Genomic DNA, 10,943 nt, shown 5'->3' on the forward strand with positions numbered 1-10,943 from the left:
TGCCGCGCTACCCGATGTCCTACTTCGAGGGCGGCATGTCGGTCTCGGTGCAGGACGTGGCCCGCATCGAAAAGCAGTGGGCCGAGCAAGGCCTGGCGCTGGCCGGCGCGGTCGAACTGGCGGCCGACGGCGCTGGCGTCAAGGCCAAGGCGGTGACCGTGCGCTCGGACCTGGTGGCCGAGGCCATCATGGCCGCCGCCCGCAAGCACCGCTGCGACCTGATCGTCATGGCCTCGCACGGCCGCAAGGGCCTCAAGCGACTGCTGCTGGGCAGCGAGACCCAGCATGTGCTGACGCACGGCGACGTGCCGGTGCTGGTGCTGCGCTGAGACATCCGCTCAGACCTGCTGCGCGACCTTCTCCGGCAGCCCGGCGAGGTCGTTCCCTTCGTAGCCCAACTCGACCAGCGCTGCCCGCGTGTCCGCGGCCACCGGCAGCGCGGCCGGCTGCTGATCGCCGGTGACGCGGCGCACCAGACGCCGCCCTTGTTGGGCCAAGGCCTGTGCGCCGGCATCCGCGACGCGATGAAGCTGGCGTGGAAGCAGGCCTGGCGCCGCCGGCGGCAGCGCCAGGCCTGCTGGCCAGCTATCCCCCCGAGCGCATGCCGCATGCGCGCGAGTTCGTGGTGCTGGCAGTCGAGATGGGCCGGATCATCCAGTCACCGATGCCGCCGAAGCGGCGGCGCGTGGCTGAAGGCGCAAGGGCTGCAGTTCGCATCTCCGACGCCCGCATCGGGTGCGGGCCTGTACCGGCCCAGCCACCCGGCCAGCGGCCGGATCTCATGCAGCCGGTGCTGCGGCTATGTGTACGAGGTCTGCCGCCACCGGGCGGCGTTGGCGCTTGCCTGGAATGCGCTCATGCAACAGTTCAGGCGATGACGCCGCTGGCGCGCAGCGCCGCCAGCTCGCCGGCCGGCAGGCCGCTGGCGCGCAGCACCGCATCGGTGTGCTGGCCCAGCGCGGGGCCGCCGCCCTGAACGCTGCCAGGTGTAACGCTCAGCTTGGGCACCACGCCCGGCACCTTGAGCGTCGAGCCGTCGTCGAGCGCCACCTCCTGCACCATGCCGCGCGCCAGGTAGTGCGGATCGGCCGCCATGTCCGGCACCGTGTAGACCTTGCCGGCCGGCACCCGCACCTGGGCCAGCTGCGCCAGGCATTGCTCCAGCGTGCGTTGCCGGGTCCAGTCGGCGATGGCGCGGTCGATGGTGTCCATCTGCTGCACGCGGCCCGGATTGCGCTCCAGCGCCGGATCGTCGGCCAGGTCGGCGCGTCCCACCAGCCGCATCAGCCGCTTGAAGATGCTGTCGCCGTTGCCGGCGATCAGCACGAAGCGGCCGTCCACGCACGGATAGGCATTGGTTGGCGCCACGCCCGGCAAGGCGCTGCCGGCCGGCTCGCGCACCATCCCGTGGCGGTCGTACTCCGGCAGCGCGCCCTCCATCATGTTGAAGACCGCCTCGTACAGCGCGACGTCGACCACCTGGCCGCGGCCGCCGTGCGCGACGCGCTCGTGCAGCGCCAGCAGCACGCCAATCACGCCGTGCAGCGCCGACAGCGAATCGCCGATGCTGATGGCGGGCCGCACCGGCGGCTGGCCAGGCATGCCGGTGATGTGGCGCAGGCCGCCCATGGCCTCGGCGATCACGCCAAAACCGGGCAGGTCGCGCAGCGGCCCGGTCTGGCCGTAGCCCGAGATGCGCAGCATGATCAGGCCGGGATTGTCCTGGGCCAGCGTGGCGTGGTCGAGGCCCCAGGCCTCCAGCGTGCCGGGGCGGAAGTTCTCGATCACCACGTCCGCTTCCGCGGCCAGCCGGCGCACCAGCGCCTGGCCTTGCGGCTGCCGCAGGTCGATGGCCACCGACTGCTTGCCGCGCGACTGCACGTGCCACCAGACGGAGGTCAGGCCCTGCGGCGTGCGCCATTGCCGCAGCGGATCGCCGGTGCCGGGCGGCTCGATCTTGACGACCTGCGCGCCGAAGTCGGCCAGCGTCTTGCCGGCAAAGGGGCCGGCGATCAGGCTGCCCAGCTCGATCACGCGCAGGCCGCGCAGCGGCCCGGTGCGTTCGGTGGTGGAGTCCATGTCCGCTGCAGCCATCAGCCGATGGTGATGCCCTTGCGCTTGATCACTTCGCCGGCCGTCGCGGCCTGCCGGGCGACATAGGCGCGGAAGTCTTCCGGGCTCTTGGTCACCGGGTACATGCCCAGGCCCTCGAGCTTCTCGCGCACGGCGGGGGTGGCCAGCGCCTTCTCCACCTCCTTGTTGATGCGCAGCACGATGTCGCGCGGCGTGCCGGCCGGCATCAGGATGCCTTGCTCGGCGTAGGCTTCGAAGTTGCGCACCCCCGCTTCATCGAACGTCGGCACGCCGGGCATGCTGGACAGGCGCGCGTCCCAGGTGATGCCGATGAAGCGGACGCGTTCGTCCTTGAGGTATTGGCGGGCGGTCGCCACGCCCATCATCATGGTCGGGATCTGGCCGCCAATCAGGTCGACCACGGCCGCGGCATCGCCCTTGTACGGCACGTGCTGCATGTGCAGGCCCAGGCGGTCTTCCAGCAGCGCCATGGCGATGTGGTGCGGCGAGCCGACGCCGGGCGTGCCGTAGCTGACGTCCTTGCTCCGCCTGGCCCACTGCTGCCACTCGGTCATCGTCTTGGCGGGAACCTGGCCGTTGACCGCCAGCACCAGCGGGAAGCGGCCAGTCATGGCCACGTACTGGAAGCTCTCGGGCGTGTAAGGCAGCTTGGGGAACAGGTGCCAGTTGTTGAACAGCGTGCCGTTGTCGGCGGTGCCCAGCGTGTAGCCGTCGGCGGGGGCGGCGGCGAGCATTTGCGCGCCCACCGTTCCCCCGGCACCCGGACGGTTGTCCACCATCACGCGCTGGCCGAGCGCATTGCCCAGCACCTCGCCGATCGTGCGGGCGACCAGGTCGGTGGCGCCACCCGCCGTGTAGGGCACGATCCAGCGCAGCTGCTTGTTCGGATAGCCGGACTGGGCAAAGGCGGGCAGCGCCAGCGTGGCGCCGGCCGCGGCCAGCAGCTGGCGGCGGCGCAGGCCGCTGGTGATGGACGGGGTCATGGGATGTCTCCTGGTGGTCTCGGGTGTGGAAAGGCGAGCGGTGACGCGTTCACCAGCCGCGGCGGCCGGCCCAGTCGCCGATCAGCGTGATGGCCTGTTGCAGGTGTTCGGGCTGGCCCTTGAAGTAGTGGTTGGCGCCCTGGATGCGCTCGAACTGCTTGTCGGCGCTGGCGCAGGCGGCATGCATGAGGCCCATGTCCGGCTGCGGCACGGCGTCGTCGGCCGTGTGTTCGATCGCCAGCAGCGGCACCGTGACGTCGCGGGCGCAGGTCTCGCCGTCGGCGCGCGAATGCTCCAGCGACCATTGCGACAGCCAGGAGCGCAGCATTGAAAAACGCGCCAGGCCGACCGGGCCGCTGTTCACCGTTTCCGGCACGCCCAGGTAGCAGTGGCCGATCGGGCGGTCGTTGGGCTGCAATGTGGCGTCCAGGAAACGCGGCTCGGCCATCGTGCGGTGGGTGATGAAGCCGCGCTCCAGTTCCGCGGTGCCGCGCTTGCGCAGCATCTCCAGCGTTTCCTGCACCCGCGCCGTGATGCGCGCGACGCGTGCGACCTGGGCGGCGCGGTAGGCGGTCAGCCAGTCGCGCGGATACGGCGGCTGCACGGCCAGCTCCGGTGCGTACAGGTCGAACTCCGGCAGCCGGCGGTCCGGGTCGTTCTCGTCCAGCACCGACGGATCGATCCAGTCGGCCAGGCAGCGGGCTCGCGAGCGGTGCGCCGCCTCCAGCACCATGCCGTCGGCGGGCCACAGCTCGGCGGCTTTGAGGTCGACCGGGTCGCCGGCCGGTGTTGCGGTGATGGTCGGACGCTGCGCCTGCGACTGGTAGAACAGCGCCAGCGAGCCGCCGCCGGACCAGCCGAGCAGGACCACGTTGCGGAACCCGAGTCGCTCCTTGGCGTGGCGGATGCAGGCGTTCAGGTCGAGCGCCACCTTCTCGTAGATCAGTGCGGTGTCGTTCTTGGCATAGCGGCTGCCCATGCACAGCACGGCGTGGCCCGCCTGCGCCATCGCCGCGGGCAACGGCAGCAGCTGCAGCGTGGAGGCCGGATGCATCATCAGGAACACGGTGTCGCCCGCGCCTTGCTGCGGCCGCAGCAGCAGGCCTTCGAGGTTGACGCTGCCTTGGCTGCCGACGAAGCCATAGGTCTCGCTGATCTTGCTGGTCTCGGCGTAGCTGACGTGGACCCATTCGTGGCGGATGGCGTGGTTCATTCTGGTTGCCCTGCTTTCAGATCAACCGCTGCGGCTCGGCTGGCGGCGCCGGCGGCGCCAGGCACTCCCGCAGCAGCGCCGAGATACGGTCGGCGTGGCCGAATTCGTGCGCCATCGCCAGCACCAGCTTGGCCAGAAAGACCGATTCCTGCGCCGGGCCGGCCTGGTCGATGGCCGCGGCCAGTTCGTCGTACAGCGTCTCGAGCTGCTCGAAGGTCAAGGTGCTCATGTCGTTCATCTTTCGGTCAGGCGACGGCCGCCTCGGCCCGCCCGAGGGCGCGGTCCAGGACGTGGCGCACGCGGGCGCCGCTGCCGCCCTTCCAGCGGGCGGCGACGTGCTGGTCGGGACGCAGCAGGTAGACCGCCCCGTCCTGCGCACCCCACAGCGCAGTGGCATGGCCCGTCGGGTCGTGCAGGACTGCGTCGGCGCCGTCGGGGCGGGTGCCGTCGGTGCGCACGGCCACCAGCCGCACGCGCTGCCCGTCGGCCCGCGCTGCCAGCACGTCGGCGCGGGCCCGCGCCCACGCTCCCTCGTCGCTGCCGAACACCAGCACATGGAAGGCGGCATCGAAGGCGTCCAGCAGGTAGCCGGCGCGGCCGTCGATGTCCACCATCGCGTTGCGGGCCGGAGCCCCGGGCGCCGGTCCGTTGGCGAACTGCGCCTCGGTCGCGTCGGTCCAGGTCAGCGGGCTGTCGGCGTAGTCGATCGGCCGCGAGGTGCGCCAGTGCAGCAGGCCGCGGGGGAACTCGTGCTCCAGGCACAGGGCCAGCACGGCTTGCTGCATCACGCGGAAACCCCGCGTGGGCGGCGCCACCATGCGGGTGCTGCGGCCGGCCTCCAGGCAGATCTGGCGCGCATCGGCCACCCGTTCGCTGGTGTAGGTGTCCAGCAGCACGGCCGGCCCGCGGCCCGCCACCACGGCTGCCAGCTTCCAGGCCAGGTTGACGGAGTCCTGCACCCCGGTGTTCATGCCGCGCACGCCGAACACCGGCAGCAGGTGAGCGGCGTCGCCGCAGTACAGCACCCGCCCGTGGTTGTAGCTGGCCAGCGTCAAGGTGTTCGGCTTGTACAGCGTGGTCCACTCGATGGTCCACGGCAGGTCGACACCGACGTAGTCGAGGTGGGCCTGGATGTGCGAGGCGATGCGCCGCGGGTCCAGCGCCTCTTCATCGGAGACGTCGGCGGGCACTTGGTAGTCCAGCCGCCAGACACCCTTGGGCGCCTTGTGCACCAGCACGGTGTGGCCGGGCATCCACGGCGGCTCGAAGTAGCAGCGGCGCCCGGGCGGCTCGTCCAGCGCGATGTTGAAGTCGGCGATGACGAAGCGGCTCTCGTACGACTGGCCCTCGAAGCGCAGGCCTTGCAGCCGCCGCACGGAGGAGCGCGCGCCGTCGCAGCCGGCGACCCAGTCGGCCTGCAGCGTGTACTCGCCAGCCGGCGTGTCGAGCGTGAGCGCCACGCCGTCCCGGTGCACTTGCATGTCCTGCACGCGGGTCTGGAACCGCACGTCGACGCCGAGTTCGCGCGCGCGGTCCACCAGGATCTGCTCCATGGCGCACTGCGCCAGGTTGGTCATGGGCGCGAACTTGTCGTCCGGGCTGGACGGAATCTCCAGGCGGTGCACCACCCGGTCCATGTAGTAGCTGCGGCCCTGGTCCCAAACGATGGCGTCGCGCAGGAACGCCGGCGCCACCCCGCACTGCTCGATGATTTCCATCGAGCGGCGCGTCAGCGCCAGGGCGCGGCTGCCGCCGCTGACCTGCGCCTCCGACTCCACCAGGATCGCCTTGACCCCGTGGCCGGCCAGCTGGATCGCCAGCACCAGCCCGACCGGGCCGGCGCCGACGATCACCACCGGATGCGGGGCGCGCTGCGGCGCCGCCATTTCGGGCGGCGGCAGGAAGGGCTGGACTTCGTAATCGAAGTAGCTGGAGCGGTGCGGTTGCAGGGTCGGCTGGTGCATGGTGGTGGCTTCTCAGCGCGCCGCTTTTTCGACCAGCCAGGCATCCAGGGTCGCGCGAGCCTGCAAACGATCAGCTTGTGAGACGGCTCCGTCGGTCATGTCCACCGTGAGCTCCAGCCGGATGCCGTTGGGGTCGAAGAAGTAGATCGACCGCACGAACCCGTGGTCAGTGACGCCGAGCACCTGCACGCCAGCCTCCTGCAGCCGCCTCTTGGCGCGCTCGAGCGCTTCGAGCGAGCCGACCCGCAGCGCCAGATGGTTGACCCAGGCCGGCGTGTTGGGCGAAGGCTCGGCCACTTGGCCGTCACCCAGGTCGAAGAAGGCCACCGAAGAGCCGTCCTCCAGGCTGAAGAACAGGTGCACGTAGGGGCAGTGCTCGCCGGTGCTCGGCACCGTGTCGGCGCGGATGATGTGCGTCAGCGGCAGCCCCAGCAAGTCTTCGTAGAAGGCCCGGGTTTCACCGGCGTCCCGGCAGCGCCAGGCAAAGTGATGGAGGCGCTGGATGGGCTCGAAGGACGTGGACATGAGGAATTCTGCGGCGACTCCAGAAAAGTGTCAATAGCTGAGACTTTGCACCGTCTTTTTGGGCCGATGTCCGCAACCGCCGCCTGATCCGGCTAAATTCGCGGCAATGACCAAGTTCGCCCGGATGATCGATGTGCTGGATCTCTACTCGGAGCACGTGAGCCTGCTGACGGCGCAGGAGGTGGCGGCGCTGTTGCAGGTCTCGCGTCCCACGGCCTTTCGCTACATGCGCGAGCTGAGCACCGCCGGCTTCCTGGCCAACTACTCGGGCCGCTATTCGCTGGGGGCCCGCATCATCACGCTGGACTACCGCATCCGCACCTCCGACCCGGTGCTGCAGCAGGCCCAGGGCGTGATGCGCGAGCTGTGCGCGGAAACGGCGTGCGGCGCCATCCTGTGCCGCATGTACAACGACGACATCGTGCACGTCCACCACGAGGCGGGCTACGACGATGCGTCGCTGCAGTTCTTCGGCCGCGGCATGCCGCTGCCGCTGTTCCGCGGATCGGCCTCCAAGGCGATGCTGGCCTTCCTGCCGCCGGCGCGGCTGAAGAAGCTGTACGAGCGGCACCGCGCCGATCCCGACGTGCTGCGCATCGGCAGCGACTGGCCGCGGTTCCAGGCCTACTTCGCCGCCATCCGCGGCGCGGGCAGCTACATGTCGGACCAGGAAATCGACCAGGGCACCGTGGGCATCGCGGCGCCCATCGTGGTCCCGCGCCTGGGCCCGGTGGGCGTGATCGCGCTGGTGTTCTCGGTGGACCGGCTGGCGTTGATGAACTGCGAGGGGCTCGCCACGGTGCTCAGAGGGCAGACGCGAGAGCTCGCGCAGAGGCTGCACCTGCTGGCCGAGCAAGCCGACGCCTGAGGCTGGCAAGCCACGGCGATTTCACTCCGCAAAGAAAAAGGCCGCTCACCGGATTGCGGTGAGCGGCCTTTCGGCAGGGTGGTGGAGCTGGCGGGAATTGAACCCGCGTCCGCAAGCCTTCAACGAACAGTTCTACATGTGTAGCGGTCTGATTTGGATCTCGCCAACCTGATCGCGCAGTCGCACGCTACCAGGCCAGCCAGTACCCTATTTTCTCGTCCCGGACCAAGGTACCCGGTCCAGGACCAGCCAATGAAAATAACCTTGCAGCTAGAGGCTTGCGCCTTTTGCCCAGCCCATCGGCCGACTGTTGCAAGGCTCACACGCGATTAAGCGGCGAGGGCGAAACGTTCGTCGTTCGCAGTTGGTTTGTTTCAGATGGATTTACGAGGTGACTGATCCTCGACATGCCCTGCTGCGTGTCCGAACCCACGTCGAAACCGGTGCAGCCCCAGAACAGCTATCTTACGCCACCCTGGCGTTTTTCAAGGGGGGCCTTACAAAGCCCCGCGCCGCGCTGCTCGGCAGCCTTTCCAGGATCCTGTGCCTCGACCGTCGGCCGCTTGGTCTCTATAGTGCCGGCAACGCCCCTCATCCCTGACCATTGAAGCCTGTCTACCGCATTGCCCTGCTGCTGCTCGTTCTCACTGCCGTTGCCGCGGCCTCGACTGCAGTCTTGTTCACCTCTGCGGCAGGCGCCCGCTTTCTTCAGGCGCTCGTCGAAGCCGGCGGGCGGGCTGGAAGCGCCCGGGGGGCGGATCAAGTGCAGGCCATTGTCCTCCTCGGCGGTCGAACGGCGCGCGTCCATGACGCCGCCAGGATCCACCTGGCCACCGGCCTGCCGATCCTCATCACCGGCAAGGGAACCGGCGACAGCGGTTTTCGAGCCGAGTCCGAGAAAATGCAGGACATCCTGCGCAAGGAGTACGGCATCGATGCGCGCGGACTCGAGACCGAGTCGGTGAACACCGAGGAAAACGCCGCCTTCTCCTGGTGCCTGTGGGGTCGCCGCGGCATCCGGCGCGTCCTGCTGGTCACGGACCTGCGGCACATGCTGCGCGCGCGTGCGGCTTTCAGCATGGCGGGTTTCGACATCACCCCGGCACCGGCGCAGCAACCGTCGCTGCCGAGCCAGGCACTGGGTTGGCAAGCCTTCCTGCCGAGTCGGGACGGGCTCGAGGCGGCAAAGCCACCTCTGATGGAGCTTGGTGGCGCTGCGGTCCTGGTGGTTCGACGCGTGCAGCATGGTGCGCCGGGTTGCGCGGCTGGTGCACACACTGGAGAGGTGGCACCAGGGTGATCGATCGCCGCACAGCATGCGGCCAATAGCCGGCGCGTGCGGAGATGACGCCTGCCTTCGGCAAGCGAACGACCGCGCGAATGAAGGCAGCTAAGCCCTGAAGTTCAGCAAGCCCAGCAGCGCCAGCGGCGTGTCGATCCTGGTGTCGGCGCCCCACTGGCTGACGTCGGTCGATCCCATGTAGCCATAGGTGGCCGCCACCGTCGGCATCCCGGCCGCCTTGCCCGCCTGCACGTCGCGCACGTCGTCGCCCACGTAGATGCAATCGATCGGCCGCACGCCCACCTGCCGGGCGGCCTCCAGCAACGGCGCCGGATGCGGCTTGGCGTGCGGCGTGGAGTCGCCCCCGACGACGGCCCGCGCCGAAGCAAACAGCGGCATTCCGCGGGTCAGCGGCGCCGTGAATCGCATGGACTTGTTCGTCACCACACCCCAGGCCACGTCGTTCTGCACCAGCGACTGGATCAGCTGGGCCACCCCGTCGAAGACGTAGGTGCGCTGGGTCATGCAGTTTTCGTAGTTGCGAAAGAACTCCTCGCGCATGGCAGGGAAATCCGGGTGCTCCGGCGCCATGCCGAAGGCCACGCCCAGCATGCCGCGGGCGCCGGCGCCCGCCATCGGGCGGTACAGCTCGTAGGCCAGGCTGGGCAGCCCACGATCGGTGCGCATCTTGTCGGCGGCAGCACCCAGGTCGGGGGCGCTGTCGATGAGGGTGCCGTCCAGATCGAACAGCACGGCTTTCACTTGCGCAAACATCAGCTTCTGCGCGCGGCAGCCAGGTAATTGACGCTGGTGTCGGCTGACATCCAGTAGCGCCGGGTGAGGGGGTTGTATTCCATGCCGCGGGTCTGCTCCAGCTGCAGCCCCGCCAGCCGGCACCAGCCGGCCAGCTCGCTGGGCTTGATGAACTTCAGGTATTCGTGGGTGCCACGCGGCAGCAGGTTCAGCACGTACTCGGCGCCGACGATGGCGAACAGAAACGACTTGGGGTTGCGGTTGATCGTGGAGAAGAAGACCCAGCCGCCTGGCTTGACCAGGGTGGCGCAGGCGCGAACAACGGAGGCCTGGTCGGGCACGTGCTCCAGCATCTCCATGCACGTCACCACGTCGAAGCTGCCCGGCTGCTGCGCCGCCAGCGCCTCGGCGCTGACTTCGCGGTACTCCACGTTGGTGGTGCCGGCTTCCAGCGCGTGCAGTTGCGCCACCCGCAGCGCCTTGCTGGAAAGGTCGGCGCCCAGCACGTCGGCACCCCTGCGCGCCATCGAGTCGGCCAGGATGCCGCCGCCGCAGCCGATGTCCACCACCCGCTTGCCGGCCAACGAGGCCAGGGCATCGATCCAGTTCAGGCGCAGCGGATTGATGTGGTGCAGCGGCGCGAACTCGCTGTCGGGATCCCACCAGCGATGCGCCAGCTCGGAGAACTTGGCGATTTCCGCCGGGTCGACGTTAGGTGTTTCTGTCATGGTCAGGGTCAGGGTCAGGGCTGAAGGTGCGCTGCGAAGCTGCACGCTCTACCGGAACCATTGTCGGTGACTCAGCCGGTCACAGAATGAAAAAGGCCCCGCGGAGCGGGGCCTTTTTCAGCTTTTGCAAAAGGCCCCGCCTGCGCGGAGCCTTCATTCAGCTGATCAGCGATTGGCGCGGGTGCCGACCACTTCGATTTCCACGCGACGGTTCTTGGCGCGGCCTTCGGAGGTGCGGTTGTCGGCCACAGGCTGCTTCTCGCCCTTGCCTTCGGTGTACACGCGGTTGCGCTCGATGCCCTTGGAGACCAGGTAGGCCTTCACGGACTCGGAGCGGCGCACGGACAGGCGCTGGTTGTACGCGTCGGTGCCCACGCTGTCGGTATGGCCGACGGCGATGATCACTTCCAGGTTGATGCCCTGGATCTTGCTGACGAGGTCATCCAGCTTCGCGCGGCCTACCGGCTTGAGGACGGACTTGTCGAAATCGAAGAACTCGTCGGCGGCGTACGTCACCTTGGTGGCGGCCGGCG

At 69.0% G+C, this 10,943-nt stretch carries 14 protein-coding genes and 1 other RNA gene; 4 read left to right on the top strand and 11 right to left on the bottom strand.

Translation table 11 applies throughout. From position 1 onward, the window contains the following. Positions 1 to 329, top strand: a 329-nt coding sequence (locus tag JWP65_RS12645) for a universal stress protein (protein WP_299764222.1), incomplete at its 5' end; no start/stop codon positions are given. Positions 330 to 338: 9 nt separating this feature from the next. Here JWP65_RS12645 and JWP65_RS12650 read toward each other — a convergent pair. Then, positions 339 to 473: a hypothetical protein gene (locus tag JWP65_RS12650; protein ID WP_299764224.1), complete on the bottom strand. Its 135-nt coding sequence runs from the start codon at positions 471 to 473 to the stop codon at positions 339 to 341. On the opposite strand from JWP65_RS12650, the gene JWP65_RS12655 reads away from it, so the two are divergent. Beyond that, positions 453 to 878 (top strand): FAD-dependent monooxygenase, encoded by a 426-nt coding sequence (locus JWP65_RS12655; protein ID WP_299764248.1) that lies wholly within the window; start codon positions 453 to 455, stop codon positions 876 to 878. The genes JWP65_RS12650 and JWP65_RS12655 overlap by 21 nt on opposite strands. On the opposite strand, the gene JWP65_RS12660 is transcribed toward JWP65_RS12655, so the two are convergent. The 6 genes from JWP65_RS12660 to JWP65_RS12685 are packed head-to-tail and all read right to left on the bottom strand — an operon-like array spanning position 868 to position 6,779. After that, a complete protein-coding gene (locus tag JWP65_RS12660) occupies positions 868 to 2,094 on the bottom strand; it encodes a CaiB/BaiF CoA-transferase family protein (RefSeq protein ID WP_299764226.1) in 1,227 nt (408 codons plus the stop codon). The genes JWP65_RS12655 and JWP65_RS12660 overlap by 11 nt on opposite strands. After that, complete coding sequence (locus JWP65_RS12665) at positions 2,094 to 3,077, bottom strand: tripartite tricarboxylate transporter substrate binding protein (protein ID WP_299764228.1); 984 nt, start codon at positions 3,075 to 3,077, stop codon at positions 2,094 to 2,096. Before JWP65_RS12665 ends, JWP65_RS12660 begins: the two co-directional genes overlap by 1 nt. Before the next feature lie 49 nt (positions 3,078 to 3,126). Then, positions 3,127 to 4,290, bottom strand: coding sequence for an alpha/beta hydrolase (locus JWP65_RS12670; RefSeq protein ID WP_299764230.1), 1,164 nt, complete (start codon positions 4,288 to 4,290; stop codon positions 3,127 to 3,129). 16 nt (positions 4,291 to 4,306) lie between these two features. Continuing rightward, a complete protein-coding gene (locus JWP65_RS12675; RefSeq protein WP_299764232.1) occupies positions 4,307 to 4,519 on the bottom strand; it encodes a DUF2783 domain-containing protein in 213 nt (70 codons plus the stop codon). 16 nt (positions 4,520 to 4,535) lie between these two features. Beyond that, entirely contained in the window at positions 4,536 to 6,254 is a 1,719-nt protein-coding gene (locus JWP65_RS12680) for an FAD-dependent monooxygenase (protein WP_299764234.1), read from the bottom strand. Between the two features lie 12 nt (positions 6,255 to 6,266). Then, positions 6,267 to 6,779, bottom strand: coding sequence for a VOC family protein (locus tag JWP65_RS12685; protein WP_299764236.1), 513 nt, complete (start codon positions 6,777 to 6,779; stop codon positions 6,267 to 6,269). Positions 6,780 to 6,885: 106 nt separating this feature from the next. Here JWP65_RS12685 and JWP65_RS12690 point away from each other — a divergent pair, with 106 nt between their 5' ends. Then, positions 6,886 to 7,647 (top strand): IclR family transcriptional regulator, encoded by a 762-nt coding sequence (locus JWP65_RS12690; RefSeq protein ID WP_299764238.1) that lies wholly within the window; start codon positions 6,886 to 6,888, stop codon positions 7,645 to 7,647. A 79-nt stretch (positions 7,648 to 7,726) separates the two neighbouring features. Here the strand turns inward: JWP65_RS12690 and ssrA are convergent. After that, positions 7,727 to 8,100, bottom strand: a transfer-messenger RNA (tmRNA) gene (ssrA, locus tag JWP65_RS12695). A 151-nt stretch (positions 8,101 to 8,251) separates the two neighbouring features. Here ssrA and JWP65_RS12700 point away from each other — a divergent pair. Next, positions 8,252 to 8,947, top strand: coding sequence for a YdcF family protein (locus tag JWP65_RS12700; RefSeq protein ID WP_299764240.1), 696 nt, complete (start codon positions 8,252 to 8,254; stop codon positions 8,945 to 8,947). Between the two features lie 90 nt (positions 8,948 to 9,037). Here the strand turns inward: JWP65_RS12700 and gph are convergent, their stop codons facing one another. The 3 genes from gph to ompA all read right to left on the bottom strand — a co-directional run. After that, entirely contained in the window at positions 9,038 to 9,703 is a 666-nt protein-coding gene (gene gph, locus JWP65_RS12705; protein ID WP_299764242.1) for a phosphoglycolate phosphatase, read from the bottom strand. Next, positions 9,703 to 10,410 (bottom strand): bifunctional 2-polyprenyl-6-hydroxyphenol methylase/3-demethylubiquinol 3-O-methyltransferase UbiG, encoded by a 708-nt coding sequence (ubiG, locus tag JWP65_RS12710; protein ID WP_299764244.1) that lies wholly within the window; start codon positions 10,408 to 10,410, stop codon positions 9,703 to 9,705. Before ubiG ends, gph begins: the two co-directional genes overlap by 1 nt. Before the next feature lie 165 nt (positions 10,411 to 10,575). Then, positions 10,576 to 10,943, bottom strand: a 368-nt coding sequence (gene ompA, locus JWP65_RS12715) for an outer membrane protein OmpA (RefSeq protein ID WP_299764246.1), incomplete at its 5' end; no start/stop codon positions are given.

Origin of the sequence: Ramlibacter sp., assembly GCF_028292805.1 — a bacterium.
Lineage (GTDB): Bacteria > Pseudomonadota > Gammaproteobacteria > Burkholderiales > Burkholderiaceae_C > Ramlibacter.

What these genes read in the sequence shown, in the direction of transcription:
- JWP65_RS12660 (WP_299764226.1), bottom strand. Translation starts at nt 2,094, where the DNA reads ATGGCTGCAGCGGACATGGACTCCACCACCGAACGCACCGGGCCGCTG.
- JWP65_RS12665 (WP_299764228.1), bottom strand. Translation starts at nt 3,077, where the DNA reads ATGACCCCGTCCATCACCAGCGGCCTGCGCCGCCGCCAGCTGCTGGCC.
- JWP65_RS12670 (WP_299764230.1), bottom strand. Translation starts at nt 4,290, where the DNA reads ATGAACCACGCCATCCGCCACGAATGGGTCCACGTCAGCTACGCCGAG.
- JWP65_RS12675 (WP_299764232.1), bottom strand. Translation starts at nt 4,519, where the DNA reads ATGAGCACCTTGACCTTCGAGCAGCTCGAGACGCTGTACGACGAACTG.
- JWP65_RS12680 (WP_299764234.1), bottom strand. Translation starts at nt 6,254, where the DNA reads ATGCACCAGCCGACCCTGCAACCGCACCGCTCCAGCTACTTCGATTAC.
- JWP65_RS12685 (WP_299764236.1), bottom strand. Translation starts at nt 6,779, where the DNA reads ATGTCCACGTCCTTCGAGCCCATCCAGCGCCTCCATCACTTTGCCTGG.
- JWP65_RS12690 (WP_299764238.1), top strand. Translation starts at nt 6,886, where the DNA reads ATGACCAAGTTCGCCCGGATGATCGATGTGCTGGATCTCTACTCGGAG.
- gph (WP_299764242.1), bottom strand. Translation starts at nt 9,703, where the DNA reads ATGTTTGCGCAAGTGAAAGCCGTGCTGTTCGATCTGGACGGCACCCTC.
- ubiG (WP_299764244.1), bottom strand. Translation starts at nt 10,410, where the DNA reads ATGACAGAAACACCTAACGTCGACCCGGCGGAAATCGCCAAGTTCTCC.